Genomic DNA, 17,483 nt, shown 5'->3' on the forward strand with positions numbered 1-17,483 from the left:
GCTTCGTGTCGACTCGAGGCATCTTCGTTGATGTTCGCGTTTTCTTGCGAAAGCGAACGTTTGCCCGCCTCTCTCCCGCTGGATTCTCGTGCACCGATTCCTTGTTGCTCTGATCGCTTGTTGCATCACCTCGTCCGTGATGGCTCAGTCCCCTCCGAACATCGTTCTGATCATCGCAGATGACATGAACTGGGACGATTGTGGAGCCTATGGTCATCCGGCGATTCGCACTCCCAATATCGACGGCCTGGCAGCGGAAGGCATGCGTTTCGAACACGCCTACCTGACCACGAATTCATGCAGCCCATCCCGTGCGAGCATCATCACGGGCAAGTATCCCCACAACACGGGCGCGGAACAGTTGCACTGGCCGTTGCCGGAATCAAGCGACACATTCGTGGGGCGATTGCAGTCAGCGGGCTATTACACCGCCGCGGCTGGCAAGTGGCACATGGGTGACGCTGTTCGCGATCACTTTGATCGAGTCTACGAGGCCTCGACGGCCGGTTTTGTGCTCCCCAGTGGAAAGGACGGCCAACCTGCGAAGATGATCGCGGCGCAGCCCAGTGGTTGCGAAGATTGGGAGCGAGCCTGTGAGGAACGTCCCAAGGATCAACCGTTTTTCCTGTGGTTGGCAGCGTTGGACCCGCACCGCGAATACAACGACGGTGCACTGGATCCACCTCACACGCATGACGACATCATCGTTCCGCCACACCTTCCAGACGTTCCTGATGTCCGCGAAGACCTGCGTCTTTACTATGACGAGATTGGGCGTCTCGATTCCTACGTCGGCAAGGTGATGCGAAAACTGGCCGAACAGGGCGTCGCTGACAACACGGTCGTTCTCTTCATCAGCGACAACGGCCGTCCGTTTCCTCGTGACAAGACATCGCTCTACGACGGTGGAATCCGAACCCCTTGGATCGTTCGCTATCCCGACCAAGTCCAGGCGGGCCAGACGACCCAGGCTTTGGTCAGCGCGGTCGACATCGGCGCCACTTTCTTGGATTTGGCTGGCGTGGAAGGCAGCGAAACATTCTCCCCTTCGAGTCAAAGCTTTGTTCCGGTTTTGAAGGACAGCACGCGATCGCATCGCGAATTCGCTTTCGCGGAAGATCACTGGCACGACTACGAGGACCATGCTCGCGCCGTGGCGACCCAGCAATACAAGTTGATTCGCAATGACTACGTCGACCTTCCTCCAACACCATCGGCGGACGCGGGACGAGGCCTGACTTGGCAAGCCATGCTGCGTCTGCATGAAGCCGGAAAGCTCACCGCCGCACAGGAAGCTTGTTTCAATTCCCCGCGGGCGAAGTGGGAACTCTACGACTTGCAACGTGATCCGGGCGAGTTGCACAATCGGTTTGACGACCCTGCCTATCAATCCGTTCGTCAGCGATTGCAGTCAGCACTCGTGGAGTGGACCAATCGAACCGGTGACTACCTGCCCAGTCGCCGTACACCAGATGAGTTCGACCGCGTGACGGGTGAGCCAGACCATTCCGTTCGGGTTCGTCCGCGTCCATCGAAGAACCAAATGTTCGGAACGAATGGGGCCTACTGAGCCACGCTGATCGACGAACGTTTGCCTCTCTCCAGCCACATCCCCCTGAAAATTTGATTCTCCAATGAAATCCATTCTTTCGGTCCTTTTGATCTGCGTTATCGGTGTCGTTGACGCTGCTTTTGCGAAGGCGGATGAACGACCCAATGTGCTTTGGATCACCATCGAAGATTGGTCCGCGGATTTGTCTTGTTATGGAACGAAAGGGATCCACACCCCGAACGTTGACAGGCTGGCCTCCGAAGGAATCCGGTACGAGCGTGCTTTCACGACTTCGCCGGTTTGTTCGACCTCGCGGTCCGCGATGATGACGGGGTTTCATCAGAACTACATTGGTGCCAACCAACACCGTGAATATGACAAGCAACCGTTGCCGCACGGTGTTCGGCCCATCCCGCATCTGTTTGCCGATGCGGGGTACTTCACCGCGTTGATGAGCTCCAAAACGGACTGCAATTTCGTTCCCAATCGGAAGGACGAGTTGTTCGAGGGCACCGATTGGAAACAAAGAGCTGACGGACAACCCTTCTTCGCTCGGATCACGTTTGGTGGCACTCACCGCCAGTGGAAACGCGACCCGCAACGGCCGATCGCGATCGAAGATGTCGAGTTGCCGCCTTACTACCCCGACACCCCCTTTGTCAGACGGGATTGGGCCAATGGACTGGAACAAATGCAATTGGTTGACCGCGAGGTCGGCGAGATACTGAAACGACTCAGCGAGGAAGGCCTCGCAGACAACACGATTGTGTTTTTCATCGGAGACCATGGTCGGTGTCATATTCGCGGCAAGCAGTTTCTATACGACGGTGGCATTCGCATTCCCATGATCATGCGTTGGCCTGGCAAGGTTTCCCCGGGTGAAGTCAGCGATGACTTGGTGATGTCAATCGACATCTGCGCGACGATTTTGGAAGCGGCTGGGATCGATGCCCCCGTGCCTCTGCATGGAAAGAATCTGTTGAGCGACGAAGTTCGGAATCGTCAGTATGTCTTTGCCGCCCGCGACAAAATGGATGAAACGCACGACGCCATGCGAGCGATCCGTTCCGCTGATTTCAAGCTGATTCAGAACGTGATGCCTGAGCGAGCCTACTGCCAATACAACCAGTACAAGGAAGGGGCTTACCCGGTGCTAGCTGAAATGAACGTCATGCACATGCGTGGCCAACTCACACCCGAACAAGCGGCTTTCTTCGCTCCGACGAAACCAGAGTTGGAACTGTACGATCTGCGAACGGATCCGCACGAGGTCCACAACGTCGCGGATGATCCCACGTACGCCAGTGTTCGCGATGAAATGCTTCAGGAACTCAACAAGTGGCGAAAACACGTGATTCTCGACCAGGGAGTCAGTGATGAATTTCGTGCCTTGGATGTCTTCCCTGAATCGCTTCCTTCGGGCTCGGTGGACGAATGGGCTCACGCCAATTCGGAGCGATACGATTATAAAAAATTCGGATGGCCAAGTTGGTATCCAACTCGAACGTTGGAGGAGTGGGAATCGGCTCGCAAGGCCTGGGAACCTTGGGTTTTTCGTGATGTGAATTCGAAGATGCAACGACCGGGCGTGACCATCCGTGAACGAGAGCGAAATCAGGCGAAACGGAAGTGACTCTCACGCGGCGCGAGTCATTTGTTGGCTCGCTCGTTCGATGAGTGACGCATTTCATACCCACATTCTCAGCCCTCCACGATTGATTGTTCATGAGCATTCCCACCGCCTCCAAGTCTCGTCGAGATCTTTTGAAGACCGCCGGAGTTGTCTCCATGGCAACGCTGACTCCGTGGGCCTTGCCGGTTCGGCAATCGCTTGCCAAGTCACCGAACGAACGCAAACGGTTTGCGTTGATCGGCGTCGGCGGAAACGGGACACGGACTTCGCCCGTTGGAAAAGAATTCGCGGACTTGGTCGCGCTGTGTGATGTCGACGAAGATCATCTGAAGCATGGCAACGAATTGCTATGTGATGGCAAAGCCGAATTGTTTCGTGACTACCGCGAAGTGCTTTCTCGCGATGACATCGACTTGGTTCAAATCTCAACGCCCGATCACTGGCACGCGAAAATTCTGATTGAGGCGATGTTGGCGGGCAAAGATGCGTACTGTGAAAAACCGCTGACGTTGACGATCGACGAAGGCAAGTTAGTCCGGAAGGTTCAACAGCAAACCGGACGTGTCGTTCAAGTCGGAACGCAGCAGCGCAGCAGTTTCGACAAGTTCAATCGTGCTCTGGCAATCATCGCGGAAGGTCGACTCGGCAAACTCAAACGCTTGGTTGTTGGAATCGATGCGGGGGGATGGAGCCCCGAGATTCCCGTGGCCGATGTGCCCAAAGGATTGGACTGGGACCGATGGCTGGGGCCCGGTCCTGAAATGGAATATCGCTATGCGAAGGACGCCAAACGAGCGGACAAGAACTACACCAATGGGCACACGCATTTCCGTTGGTGGTACGAACATTCCGGAGGCAAATTGACCGACTGGGGAGCACACCACGTTGACATCGCGATGCTGGGGATCGCCGCGGCGGGGCAGAACAACGACCCCGTTTCGGTCGACGGGACCGCGAAGCATGACGTGGATTTTCGCAACGGAGTGCCGCTGCAAAACAATCGCTACAACACCGCACGAGCGTTTGATCTTCGCGTCGCTTTCGCGGATGGCGATGTCGAGATGAACATTCGCCACGACGTCGACAACGGGATTTTGTTTGAAGGCGAACGAGGCCGGATCTTTGTCAATCGTGGCAAGCTAGTTGGCAAACCCGTTGAAGACTTGGAATCGAACCCGCTCGCCGAAGATGCGATTTCGAAGATTTATCGCGGGATGCCCATGGAAGGCAATGACCGCCCTGCACACTGGGCGAACTTCATGCATGCGATTGACAATCGAGTGCTGCCGATTTCCGACGTGCATTCACACATGAAGATGCTCAACGTGTGTCACTTGGCCGGCATCTGTTGTCGGTTGGGACGCAAAGTCGAGTGGGATCAAGCGACAGAGAGTGTCGTTGGCGATGAACAGGCCGCTGCGATGATGAAGCGACCCTATCGGTCTGGTTATGAAATCGACATGTGAGGCGTTCGCCTTGTCCACATGATTCCCCTCCCTGTGAAGTCGTCTCACTCATTTGTTTCACGTGTTCGATGTCAATGACAACTCGCCCCCAAGTGTCCGTCTGTCTCTTTGCTCTCTTTTTGCTGGTGCTTGGCCCTGTGTGCGGTGCAATGGCCGCGGACACGACCGCAAAAGCGAAGCCGAAGATTCATCCATATCCCGACGCAGTGGTCTGGACGACCACTGCGAAAGCGCAAGCCGAATTCGATGGATTTGAGTTTGTCGGCGAATTCGTTCGAGATGATCAAGCGATGCAGGTCACGCCGTCTGAGGGCCGGTTCTACGTTTCAGTGTTCCAAGGTGGATTTCCCGGAGCCGGTTGGAATGGCAAGCCTGTCATGCATGAGTGGTCGGATCGCGAAGGAATCGAGTCGCGTGTTGCGGGCTGGCAGAAGATTGATCGCAGTGCATCGGTTGTCGGAAAGAAGCCGCCGGCTGACGCGATCGTGTTGTTTGATGGCACGAACACAAACGCTTGGCAGAACGGCAAGATCGAGGATGGTGTGCTCAAAGCGGGAGCAAGAACCAAAGCAACGTTTCAGGATTTCCGACTGTACCTTGAATTTCAAATCCCGCTGAAACCCGAACCACCGATCAGTCACCCGCATCGCGGCAACAGTGGCGTTTTCGCGGTCGGGGCCTATGAAGTGCAGATCTCTGACAACTTTGGATTGGACCCCAGTCCCCTGGCATGGCAGGACATGGGCATGTTGAAACCTGTCAACACGTGGTGCGGCAGCATCTACGGTATTCGCGAAGCCGATGGGAATGTTTGCTTGCCACCGCTGGCTTGGCAGAGCATGGAAATCGACTTCACCGCGGCTCGATTCGAGGACGGAAAGAAGATCCAGTCCGCAGTGATCTCGGTGACCCAGAATGGTGTCCTGATTCACGACCGGGTGGAACTGCCCGAGGGAACGGGCGGCGGGCCAGCTGGTCCAAGACCCGAAGTGAGCGAAGGCCCGATCTACCTTCAGAACCATGGCAATCCCAACCGGTTTCGCAACATCTGGATCGTTCCAGGCTCGTCCACGGCACATCAGTGAATGAGGCGAAATCCCGTCCTTGTCATTCGTTTCCTTCCATTGACCTTCCTTCTCGTTTTCCAAACCCAAACTATGTTTCGACCCATCCTTTGCGTCGCGTTTGTGACGACTTCCTTGTTGACACATTCAACGCTCGTCGCCGACGAAGCATCCTCTGGATTGCCCGAAACCAAAGTTTTGTTTGAGGATGACTTCGAAGGTCGTTCGACGCTGGGCGAAGGCTATCGGACCGGGCGAGGAATGGAGGCCGGATGGAGCATCCGCGATGGTGTCTTGTTCGGCAAACAAATTCGGGACGACCATGGCTCCACCATGCGAAAGCAGATGGAGTTTGGCGATCTTTATGTGTCGTTTGACTTCCGGTTCAATGGCGGAAGCCGCTTCAACTTTGTGATCGACGACAACAATGACAAATCCGTGCACGCGGGTCACGTCGCGCGTGCATCGCTGTCACCCAAGCGGATTTCGATCAGCGATGACAAGCTGGGATCCATGAACTTAGAGGTTCGTCAAAAGCGCCAGCAGAAGTCACTGCCAGCGGAAGAACAAAAAGAATTGGACGCTCTGTTAGCTCGTACGCAAGCGTCAGCGGAGATCAGTGCCAAGCGAGGGGAATGGCACCAACTGGAATTGATCATTCGTGGGACTGTGATGACGGTTCATTTTGATGGCAACGAAGTGGTCTCTTTGGACTCGCCGGGATTCGCTCATCCAACGAAGACACAGTTTGGGATGACGGTGAACGGAACCAGCATCGATTTTGACAACCTGAAAGTCTTCGCGACGGAGTGAATCTGGTTTGTGTCCCGCACGTTCTCCGCTGCCCTGCCCTCCCCTGCTCAAACCCGAACTCATGCGAATCCACCACTCAATCAATCTCACACCGTTGTTGCTGTTTCTCGCGGCGATGTGTGCTACCAGCCTGCCAGCTGCCGAATCTCGGCCGAACTTTCTGTTCGTTCTCACGGATGATCAGTCCTACGGGATGATGGGCTGCGACGGAAACGAGTTGACTCGGACGCCGAACATCGACCAGTTGGCTCGCGAAGGCGTGTTCTTTGATCGAGCCTATGTGACCAGCGCGATTTGCACTCCGAGTCGGATTTCGATTTTTCTCAGTCAGTACGAACGCAAGCACGGCGTGAATTTCAATTCAGGAACCAGTGTCGCGCCGGAGGCTTGGGCGAAGTCCTATCCTGTGATCATGCGAGAGAACGGGTACTACACCGGCTATGTCGGAAAGAACCACGCGCCGATTGGGAAAGGCGGTTACAACAGCGGTTTGATGGAAGAGTCGTTTGACTACTTCTACGCTGGACACGGGCACATCCGTTTTTATCCCAAGGATGTCCATGAAATCTTCGAAGGAGCGGCGTACGACACCCAGGTGGAGATCGTGAACGAAGGTGCCCAGGATTTCATGTCCTACGAGCATCGCTTGGACGGCGCGGTGCGATTCCTGGACGAACGTCCGGCGGACAAGCCGTTTTGCTTGAGCATCTGTTTGAACCTGCCGCACAGTGCGGGAACGGGCACCATGCAACAGCGAGAAAGCGATGATGAGATCTACAAGTCGCTCTACCGTGACATCGAGATTCCTTTGCCGGAGCACTACGTTGCGAAGGACGAGATTGAGACGCCGCGTTTGCCAGCGGATGTGTTGCGAGCGAGCGAACGGCAGGCCAGCTACAACTTTGTCGACACGCCTGAGGCGTTGAAAGAACGCACGATTCGGCAAATGCAATCCCTGACCGGAATCGATCGTTTGATCGGGAACTTACGGACGAAGCTCGAGACCGAAGGCGTGGACGACAACACGATCATCATCTTCTGTTCCGACCACGGATTGTTCATGGGGCAACACGGTCTTGGTGGGAAAGCGTTGTGCTACGAGCAAACGACTCATGTGCCGCTGATCGTTTTCGATCCGGAACTGCCGACGGTGCTGAGAGGAGCTCGTTGCAACGAGTTGGTTCAGACGATCGACATCGCCGCGACGATGCTGGATTTGGCTGAGATTGAAAAACCCGAAACATTTCAAGGTCTATCGTTGCGGCCACTGTTGAGTGGCGACGGCGGCGCGATTCGGGATTATGTTTTCACCGAAAACTTGTGGGTGACCCATTTCGGCAACCCACGCATTGAGGCGGTGCAGGACAAGCGGTGGAAATACATCCGGTACTACCGCAACGATTGTGTTCCCGCCTCGGTCAAGATTCAGGTGGCCAAAGATCTGGGTATCAAGTCGTCCACCATGCTGTATGGCATTCACGACAATGAAATCGCGCTGTATCGGAATCATGCAGAAGCTTCCTTGCGTGGCGAAGAACCGATTCACGAAGAGTTGTTTGATTTGGAAAACGATCCCGACGAATTGAATAGTCTGATCGACGATCCTGCCGCGAAGACGCAGTTGGAAGAGCTTCGCGGCGTTTGGAAACAACAACTCACGGACGCTCGCGGCGAAGGGTTTCCTGCTGTGCTTCGCTACACCGTCGATAGTGAAGAAAACTACAAGTCGAAGTGATGGATTCCGTTGTTGATTCAATTCCCACTCATCCAGTCAGTGCTCTCATGTTGAAACGAAGTCGTCTTTTATTTTTGCTTTTGGCGGTCCTGCTCGGCCTTTCTGCGTCAGGTGTCTATGCACAAGAGCGTCCGAACATTGTTCTGATCGTGGCGGATGACCTGGGCTTCAGCGACGTTGGTTTCAATGGATGCAAAGAGATCCCCACGCCGCGTTTAGACGAACTGGCGGCATCTGGAGTGGTCTTCACCAACGGTTATGCGTCGCACCCGTACTGCAGTCCCAGCCGCGCTGGGTTGTTGACGGGCCGCCATCAGCAACGTTTTGGACACGAGTCCAATCCAGAACCGGAGACGCAGTGGCACGGGGAAGACACCCCGGGGATGCCACTGACGGAAAGAACTTTGGCGGATGCTCTGAAGGAGGCAGGTTACGTCACCGGTGCAATTGGCAAGTGGCACCTTGGTGATGCAAAGCCGTTCTGGCCCAATCGTCGTGGGTTTGATGAATGGTTTGGCTTCAGTGGAGGCGGATTCAGTTATTGGGGCGACTTGGGCAAAAAGGATCCTTCTCTGGGTGTGCACCGCGGGGACGAACCGGTGGACCCCAAAACGTTGACCCATTTGACCGACGACTTTTCAACCGAAGCGGTCAAGTTCATCCAGCGTCACGAGACCGAACCGTTCTTTTTGTATCTGGCTTACAACGCACCACATGCACCTGACCACGCGACGCGAGCGCACCTGCAGAAGACGGCACACATCGAATACGGAGGTCGGGCTGTTTACGGGGCGATGGTCGCGGGGATGGACGAAGGCATCGGTCGAGTCGTCGACCAAATTCGCGAATCGGGGTTGGACGAAGACACGTTGGTCATCTTCTACAGCGACAACGGTGGTCGTCGCGAGCATGCGGTGAATTTTCCATACCGAGGTCACAAGGGCATGCTGTTTGAAGGCGGCATACGCGTGCCGTTCTTGGTCTCCTGGCCGGGAACGGTTCGACGCGGTGTGAAAGAACACTCACCGATCACTGCGCTCGATTTGTTTCCCACCGCACTTGCAGCCGCGGGAATGGACCCGACTCGAAATGAAAAACTCGATGGCCAAAACCTGTTGCCTGCGTTGACCGATGCAGACAAACGTTTGCCGGAACGCTCTTTGTTCTGGCGATATTCGATGGGCAACGATTCGTATGGTTATGCGGTTCGCGATGGGAATTGGAAGCTGGTCGACAGTCGCTACAAAGAACGGAAATTGCTGTTCAATCTCGCGAATGATCCTTGGGAGCGGAACGATTTGGCGGATCAGCATCCCGAGCAGGTGGCTCGTTTGTCGGGAATGATCCAGGCCTGGGATGCCGACAACGTGGCGCCAAAGTGGAGCGACGCTCATGGTGCGAACGTCCGGAAAGAAGAAGACGCACGAAGCGAGGCCGTTGAGAAAGCCTCGCGGGGCGAGCGTTCTCGATAGGATCTTGACCTGAACTCGATGATCATGCCGGTGCCAGTGAAAGCGTTGTTCCTCGGCGAGGACTCCGAAGCAGGTCGGCAGGAGTCTTTCCGCATTTGGACTCTTTCGGAAAGCGTTGTTGCTCCCACGTACAACCGGGGCGAACGCCCAAACGGCTCACATGATTGTGCCCGATCATTCCTGCCGACCTGCTTGCATTTGGGGCGGAAGCATGGGGCGTGACACCGACCTCTGACTGAGTCATTGTTGAGCAATTGGCAACCTTTTTGTCCCAAGCGGTTGCGGCTCAAACAAGGATGTCGTGAAGCACGTTCCCGTGAACATCGGTGAGTCGAAAATCGCGACCACCGCTTCGGAAGGTCAACTGTTCGTGGTCGATGCCAAGCTGATGCAGAACAGTTGCCCAGAGGTCATAAAACGTGCACGGGTTTTCGACGGCATGGTATCCCAGTTCGTCCGTTGCGCCGTAGACGGTTCCGCCTTTCACGCCGCCTCCTGCCAACCACATGCTGAAGCCGAATGGATTGTGGTCACGGCCAGCGGATCCTTGCGAGAAGGGCGTTCTGCCGAATTCCCCGGTGAACACGACCAAGGTTTCATCGAGTAATCCGCGAGCGTCTAGGTCTTGGAGCAATCCGGCGATCGGACGATCGACTTCATGTGCCATGGCGCGATGTCCTGTTTCGAGGTTGCCGTGTTGATCCCAAGGATGCGAGGAGGCGGGCGCAACCGTCGCTGGTGAAAGGCACGACAGTTCGACAAAGCGGACGCCTTTTTCAACCAACTTGCGAGCCAGCAGGGCTTGTTTCCCATAGGCTGCGGTCATCGGGTCAGGATCATCGATGCCATACAGCTTGTGCGTCGCGGCAGTTTCATCGGAGAGGTCGCAGACCTCAGGAACAGAAGTCTGCATGCGAAACGCGGTCTCATAGTTCTTGATCGCGGCGTCGACCTGTTGGTTGCGTGATTGAGCTGCGAAGGATTGATCGATTTGGGCGACGAAGTCAAGCTGTCGCCGCTGCATGTCGGCTGCCTGAGCCGGTTGGATGTGAGGGATCGGCTCTTGGCGGTCGGATTGCAGGATGGATGCTTGGTGTTGGGCGGGCAAGTAACCGCTGCTGAACACGCCGGCCCCGCCCAGAGGCGGAAGGCCTCCGTCGCTTTGCAAGACTACGAAACCGGGCAGGTTTTCGTTGGCGGATCCAAGACCGTAACTGATCCAAGCACCTGCGCTGGGGTGACCTAGAAACGGGAATCCGGTGTGAGCAACATAGTTTCCTTGTGAATGTTCGTTCACTGTGGTTGTCGCGGAACGAACCACCGCCAAGTGATCGGCACACTTTCCGATTTCGGGGAACAGGTCGCTGACTTCCAGTCCGCTCTCGCCGTACCGATTGAACGCGAAGGGGCTGCCAAAGATGGAACCATTGTTGTTGAACTGAGTCTTTTCGACTTTGCCGGGCATCGCTTGGCCATGCCGTTTTTTCAGCTCCGGTTTGGGGTCAAAGGAATCCACATGCGAGACTCCACCCGACATGTAGCACAGGATGACCTTGGTCGCTTTCGGTTGGATCGAAAGGTTTGCCTGAGCCGCATGAAGGCGGTGTTGCAAACTCGACAGCGCCAGCATGCCAAACCCACTGCTGCAGGATTTCAACCAGTGACGACGAGAGGCGAGATAGTGCGGGGAAGGCTCAGCGGACATAGAGGAACTCCTTCATGTTGATCAGTGAATGCGTGAAATCGATCCAGTGCTGTTGCGGTTCCGGGAACGCAGGGCTCGTGTCTCGTTGCCGCTGAAGTTCCGCCTGTTGTGCTTCGAGCGTGAGCAGGCGATCTCGCGTTGCCGGGGACAGAGAGTCAACGATGGCCTGACGCGAAACGATGTGTGTCGCGTTTTGGGCCAGGGATTTGACTTGCTCGGATGACAGTTCCTGATCGTAAAGTCTCGCGGAAAACAGGCGTCCCTTCAGCATTCGACCTTTCGAGAGGCCGGTGCCGTGGCGCATGCCGAAGATCACGTGTGAGCGATCGGCTGGAAAAGATTGCACCGTCGTTTGATAAGCCTTTCCGTAGGCCTGACCATTGCGATAGCAAGTGATCTTTCCGTCGTTGCCATAGGTGATCACCAGATGGACCGGTTCAGTGTTGGCGACGTCTTCGGCGGTGCCCTGGAAACTCTGTGTCCGTTTGCTGTAGTCGCTTCCGCTCATCCAGCGTTGTGGTTCCCGTTCAGCGAACACGATGGCATCGAACAGCAGACCATCCGTCGTTTGCACCGAGATCACACCGCCACCGATTTGTTGGAGGTCATCCAATTGCACGACGACTTCCAGCGATTTGGCGGACAAGGTCACGGGCAAGGGATCCGAGGTCGCCCAGCCATTGCCATCGACAATCAATGCCCCATCCTGGATCGCTGCCGAGCCATGCAGTGTCAGGTCCTTCGCGGTGGAGTCGGAGTCGGATTCGGACAGTCGTTGAAAGTCCCACTCCTTCAAAGGACTTGGACGGGAAGACGAATCAGGAGCGGTCGTGGATGGTTGCTGCAAATCAGCGTCATGAATTTCGCTCTTCGCTGCGATCAAATGCTGGCGAGCGGGAAGAAGGATCGTATCGATCTCGCGAGTGGCCTCCGCAATTTCTTGGTCGAGCCGCGAGATTTTTTGGCGGAGATCGTTGTAGTTCACTTCGCTTTGATGCAAGAACTGCTCGGCCGCTGCGACTTGCGCCGGAGTCGGTTCTCGTCCGAAATGCTGTCGCCAACTGGCCCCGATTTTGGCGGGAGTGTCTGTCAGCGACGGATCCGCTAATAGGCTCTCAGCGGAAGACTTCGCCGTTCCCACCACAAACGGGCTGTTCAGCATCATCAAAGCTTGGGCCGGAACGTTGGTCACATCGCGACGCCCTTTGCAGGAAAAGGGAACCGGGGCATCGAAGCTGGCCAGGAACGGATCCATGTTGTTGCGGATCACACGGACGTAGACCGACCGGCGATCGCTGTTCCCCGCGACGGAACCTTGCGGCGGAGTCATCTGCAAACGCCCCGATACAAACAGCAATGAATCCCGAATGGCTTCGGCATCCAATCGAGTGGTTGTTCGGTAGGAGAGCAACCGATTTTTGGGGTCAAGCTGCTCAGCCGTTTCGGTTGGCTGGGACTGCTGTCTCCATGTCATGGAGGTCACCATTTGGCGGATCATCGTTTTGAGTGACCAACCGTTTTGGCGGAACTGAGTGGCGAGGTAGTCCAACAGTTCAGGATGCGTTGGTTGATCTCCCAGACGACCGAAGTTGTCCGTCGTTGCCACGATGCCGCGGCCAAACAGATGGTGCCACAGTCGGTTGACAAGCACGCGAGTTGTGAGCGGATTTTCATCCGCGATCAGGTCTTCCGCGAATTGGCTGCGGCCGCTGAGTTGCGTTTGATAGGGGGACGGATCAAACGCTTCCAGGAATCGTCTGGGAATGGGAGCACCCGGCTGTTTGTGATCGCCGCGAAGATACAAGGCTTGGTCCTGCCCCTTCCACTCAGCAACCGTTGGGATCCGCGTCGCGACAGGAATTTCGGCTTCCAATTGACGGTAGCGTTCGATCAGCGGTTTGGCCTTGGGAAGCTGATCCAGCGCGTTGGGCAGCAGGTTGTGTTGCAAACACGCGTCCAATAGCAACGCTTGGGAATCGCTGAGCGTTTCGCTTTGCCAGGCTTCGATCGCTTGCTCGATGACGTCTCGGTAGAGCGTGGCGAGGTCCTCCATCGACTGGAGCTGGCGGGTTCGAGCCGCTTGAAAAACAGGTGACTGAGATTCCTGGTAGTCTGCCGGTGGACTTTGCCCCGGTGAGGTGACAATCGCTTGACGAATCCCAAACCAAGATCGGTCGCTGTTCTTGACCAGCAAGGGAGCGTCACGGGCGGTGGCCAATTCAATGTGTGCGTCATCGCCTTGCCAGTAACTGAGATTGAACTCCTGCCAATGCCATTGTTTCGCCTTGGGACCCGCCAGATTGTTGACTGGGTAAACGGTTCCATTGCGAGGATAGTTTTGGACCACATAGCGATTGGATGCCTGGCCATCGCCCGCGATTTGCAACCATAGACGCTGTTCCTCGCCCACGCGGAAGTCGGTGGATGTCAGCACACCGGGAAGCTTGTCGCTGAGAAGGTGTGAGAAGAGACCCGCAGGATAGATCGCTCGAAGGGCTGCGTTGGGATCGTTGACCGAGACTGAAAACTCGCCTGCCGGTGTGGGGGTCGGTTGACGATCGGCGCTCGCGCGATCGACAAGTCCATCGCCATAGGCAAACCATTCGTTGGCCGGTTGTTCGTTTGCCAAGTTCCAATTGTGAGGGAAGCTTTGTTCAGCAAATCGACGCTGTTCTTCTAGCAATGCGTCGTGCTCCTGAACCCGGCGTTGCCACGCGTCCTCGAATGACGAACCCGCTTTGATTTCCCTCTGCAGGGAAGTCCACAGCGCAACCAAAGCACCGGGACCTTCTGTCTGCGTCGGATTCGCGATCGAGTCCTGCAGTCGAGCGACGAGTTGGTCAGCGGCGGGCCGCCAGTCAGCAGTGATCGCGTCGCGAATCGAAGGTTTCAGGTTGGCGAGTGAGTCACGGTGAATGTTCAATCGTTGAGGCAGATCGATGGCAGCCCGGGCAGGCCGCGTGGATCCAACGATTCCCGCAAGGGCGTAGTAGTCGGCTTGGCTGACCGCATCGAATTTGTGGTTGTGGCAGCGTGCGCACGAAACCGTCAGCCCGAACACCGCTTTGCTGACGACATCGATCGCGTCGTCCGTGAATCGCACCCGCTCGTCCAAGGCATCGGTGGGCGCGAATCCATGAAAAACCATCCGCCAGTGGGCCGTTCCGATGATCGACTCATTGATCCCGAGTTCGGGATTGATTCTCGGTTGCGCGAGTTGGTCCCCGGCGATGTGTTCTCGGATCAGTTGGTCGTAGGGCACGTCAGCATTGATCGCGCGGATCAAGTAGTCGCGGTACAGATCCGCTCCAACGATAGGCGGATCGCCTTCGCTTCCATGTGACTGAGCGTATCGAAACCAGTCCATCCAGTGGCGAGCCCAACGTTCGCCAAAATGGGGAGAGTCGAGCAGTCGATCGACAAGTTGTTCGTATGCGTTGGGGGTATCATCGTTCACGAAGGCATCGATTTGGGCCGGAGTCGGCGGCAATCCAATCAACGCGAAATGCAGCCTCCGGATCAGTGTCACCCGGTCAGCTTGCGGGGAAGGACTCAAACCGGTGGCGTGCATCTTGCGATACACAAATTGGTCGATCGGTTGGTTGGACCAACCTTGCTCTAGATCAGGAATGGGAACCTCGCGGATGGGTTGGAAACTCCACCACTTGGCTCGCTTGTTTCGAATGGCGTCCCAAGACGTGGACTTGGCCAGCGCTTCTGGGGATGGCGGAGCGTCTCGTGGATCCGGTGCTCCCATGGTGATCCATTGTTCGAAGTCAGCGAGAATCGCAGGGCTCAACTTCTCGCCCCCTTCGGGCATTTCGAGTCCTTCGATTTCATGTCGCATCACTTGCAGCAAGAGACTGTTGCTGGGGGACTCCGCGATTGCTTTTCCTGACTGACCGCCAGTTCGCAGCGGTTCGTTCCAGTCCAAGGCAAACTCACCTTCCTGAGCCGAATCGCTGTTGTGACATTCATAGCAGTGTTCCACCAACACCGGTCGGATCTTTGATTCGAAAAACTCCACTTGAGCGTCCGAAAGTCCTTCGTCGGCATGGGCTGCCACGACGCTCGCGGCGATCAAGAAGCTCAATGCATACCAGCGGAGTGAATTCATTTGAATTGCCTGGAGGAGGGACACCGCGAAGGGGCCGACGCCGCTGTTGGGTGTCGCTGACTCCGCGATGAAGGCAACGAGGCGTCGTCACGACCTCGCGGGTGCTGTGGGGGCACATGGGTGGGAGGCATTGGGTTTCAATGGCCTTGGAGGAGGGATTGTACCCCGTGGGTCGGCGGTAAGCCACCAAACGGATTGCCAGGCAACTCAGTCTTGCAATTGAGGGCAGATGGAAGGGAGTTCACCCGACTTGGTGGTGGATTGGTTGACGATCGACAATCGTTCCGTGAAGTGGAACGGGACCAGCGTTGTCTTCGCCGGTTAAACAGAAGTCATTGGGCACTGGAGCTGTTTTGGCGAACGTCACTGTTCCCACATGCAACCGGAGCGATTGCCCAAACAGATCACATGGTTCTTCCCGATCATTCCTGTCCACCTGCTTCGACCTGCCGGCAAAGTTCGATGGCAAATTGTTTTGCGGTCGCGATATCGGATGCGCTGAAGTCGGCCGCAATCATCTCCGCCAACTGGTGGACCAATTGATCGGGGCGTTTGAAGTCGTCACCGTTGACACGATGGCAATTTGCCTCTTGCTGAAGGTGCCCCATGGCGGAAATCGCTCGACGATGGTGAACGGCATCCAGCCCGACCGGTGGTCTCGGGTTTTCAACGTGGACCACGATGAAGATCGCTTGCGGCCAGGCGGATCGAATCTCGCGATGCATCAAAGCGAGTTTCGGTTGTGTCGCACCAATTGGCATCTTTGGATTGGCTGACTTCAAACGCCGGTCAGCCCACATTTTCAAGTGGCAAATACGGAACGCTTCATCAGCGACAAGATGCTGAACCGGATCAACGACCAAGTGGTTGCAAACGGTATCGAGCCCCGGCGCACAATAGGAATCCAGTGCTTGGTCGATTGATCCCGGTGGCGGTGCGTTTCCGAAAGAGATGCCCATGCGATGCAGGATGGCCGCGACGATCAGTCGGTGCTTCCGGTCCATTCCAACCACCACCACGACGGGACGATCGATCTGCAGGTCGTAGAACGATCGCGCATCGGGAAAGAAGTTGGCTTCGACGTGCTTTCGTTTGATGTTGCTGTAGCCCGCTTCCTGACCGATGAGCCAGCGATCGGGACAATACAGCCCCGCGTCAAGCGTTGCGTGCATCTCACCGAAACGATGGTCAATGTGGTGTTTCTCGCCCCATGAGTCTCGGTCATGCAAATGAGCGACCACCCTTTGCATGGCGGTGGCACCGCGTAACGCATACGCGTGGCTCCGATGCACATTGAACGGCCTGTAGACATGCTCGGTGATTGGGATCGGTAGACCTCGCTCTCTTTGGATGTGTTGCCCGCCCAGGTAAACCCACTGCCAATCACTCGGAAGTTCCATCGCGAACCGTTGGAAGAGTCCACTGAATTCGGGATGGCAAAACGCGTCGTCTTCCATCACGAGCAATGATTGGACTTGATCGTTGATGGCTTGCTCGATCACGAACTGATGGGAGCGAAAACAACCCCAGGCGGCATCCCCCGCAACCCACCAGGGTGGAGCAGGGATTCGTGAGCCATCCCATGCCGAGAACCGCATTGGTTTGGGAAACGGCCAGTCGGCCGGCAAAGCTTGATAGAAACGGTGCAGTCGCTTGGAGTCGCGATCGAGATTGATCACGACAGCACGCTCGATTTCCATCGTCATCTACTCGCCCTCGTTCGCTTTCGGAAACCATGGATTCAATCGTGATGGACGCGGGTGAGCACTGAATCACTGCTCGATGATCGATTTTATCGCGATTCCATTGCGTGTGGGGACCGAGGGGGGGAGATCGACTGACGCCGCCGGAACGGGGTGAGCTTGCTTGGTAGGCCGACGCGCCGCCCACGGATGGGATGTGAATTGCTCGCTGAGGAGTCGGGGA

10 protein-coding genes are annotated in these 17,483 nt (G+C 56.2%); 7 read left to right on the plus strand and 3 right to left on the minus strand.

Features of this window, described 5'->3' with window-relative positions; all coding sequences use genetic code 11:
* Positions 1-88 precede the first annotated feature (88 nt).
* The 7 genes from RISK_RS04215 (at position 89) to RISK_RS04245 (ending at position 9,735) form a co-directional block, all read left to right on the plus strand.
* Positions 89-1,570: a sulfatase family protein gene (locus RISK_RS04215; protein WP_047812962.1), complete on the plus strand. Its 1,482-nt coding sequence runs from the start codon at positions 89-91 to the stop codon at positions 1,568-1,570.
* Positions 1,571-1,634: 64 nt separating this feature from the next.
* Positions 1,635-3,185 (plus strand): sulfatase family protein, encoded by a 1,551-nt coding sequence (locus RISK_RS04220; protein WP_047812963.1) that lies wholly within the window; start codon positions 1,635-1,637, stop codon positions 3,183-3,185.
* A gap of 92 nt (positions 3,186-3,277) precedes the next feature.
* The gene (locus tag RISK_RS04225; RefSeq protein ID WP_047812964.1) at positions 3,278-4,651 is read left to right on the plus strand and encodes a Gfo/Idh/MocA family protein; all 1,374 of its coding nucleotides are present in this window, start codon (positions 3,278-3,280) and stop codon (positions 4,649-4,651) included.
* 149 nt (positions 4,652-4,800) lie between these two features.
* Positions 4,801-5,736: a 3-keto-disaccharide hydrolase gene (locus tag RISK_RS04230; RefSeq protein WP_315852635.1), complete on the plus strand. Its 936-nt coding sequence runs from the start codon at positions 4,801-4,803 to the stop codon at positions 5,734-5,736.
* Positions 5,737-5,808: 72 nt separating this feature from the next.
* Positions 5,809-6,528, plus strand: coding sequence for a family 16 glycoside hydrolase (locus RISK_RS04235; protein ID WP_047812966.1), 720 nt, complete (start codon positions 5,809-5,811; stop codon positions 6,526-6,528).
* Positions 6,529-6,589: 61 nt separating this feature from the next.
* Positions 6,590-8,263, plus strand: a complete 1,674-nt coding sequence (locus RISK_RS04240) for a sulfatase family protein (RefSeq protein WP_047812967.1) — start codon at positions 6,590-6,592, stop codon at positions 8,261-8,263.
* Between the two features lie 47 nt (positions 8,264-8,310).
* Positions 8,311-9,735, plus strand: a complete 1,425-nt coding sequence (locus RISK_RS04245) for a sulfatase (protein WP_047812968.1) — start codon at positions 8,311-8,313, stop codon at positions 9,733-9,735.
* A 286-nt stretch (positions 9,736-10,021) separates the two neighbouring features.
* Here RISK_RS04245 and RISK_RS04255 read toward each other — a convergent pair whose 3' ends face one another.
* The 3 genes from RISK_RS04255 to RISK_RS27865 form a co-directional block, all read right to left on the minus strand.
* Positions 10,022-11,440 (minus strand): DUF1501 domain-containing protein, encoded by a 1,419-nt coding sequence (locus RISK_RS04255; protein WP_047812970.1) that lies wholly within the window; start codon positions 11,438-11,440, stop codon positions 10,022-10,024.
* On the minus strand, positions 11,430-15,557 hold the full coding sequence (locus tag RISK_RS04260) for a PSD1 and planctomycete cytochrome C domain-containing protein (RefSeq protein ID WP_053061053.1): 4,128 nt from the start codon (positions 15,555-15,557) through the stop codon (positions 11,430-11,432). The genes RISK_RS04255 and RISK_RS04260 overlap by 11 nt, the downstream gene beginning before the upstream one ends.
* Before the next feature lie 422 nt (positions 15,558-15,979).
* On the minus strand, positions 15,980-17,263 hold the full coding sequence (locus RISK_RS27865; protein WP_053061054.1) for a glycosyltransferase family 25 protein: 1,284 nt from the start codon (positions 17,261-17,263) through the stop codon (positions 15,980-15,982).
* Positions 17,264-17,483: the final 220 nt, after the last annotated feature.

Origin of the sequence: Rhodopirellula islandica (assembly GCF_001027925.1) — a bacterium.
Taxonomy (GTDB): domain Bacteria; phylum Planctomycetota; class Planctomycetia; order Pirellulales; family Pirellulaceae; genus Rhodopirellula; species Rhodopirellula islandica.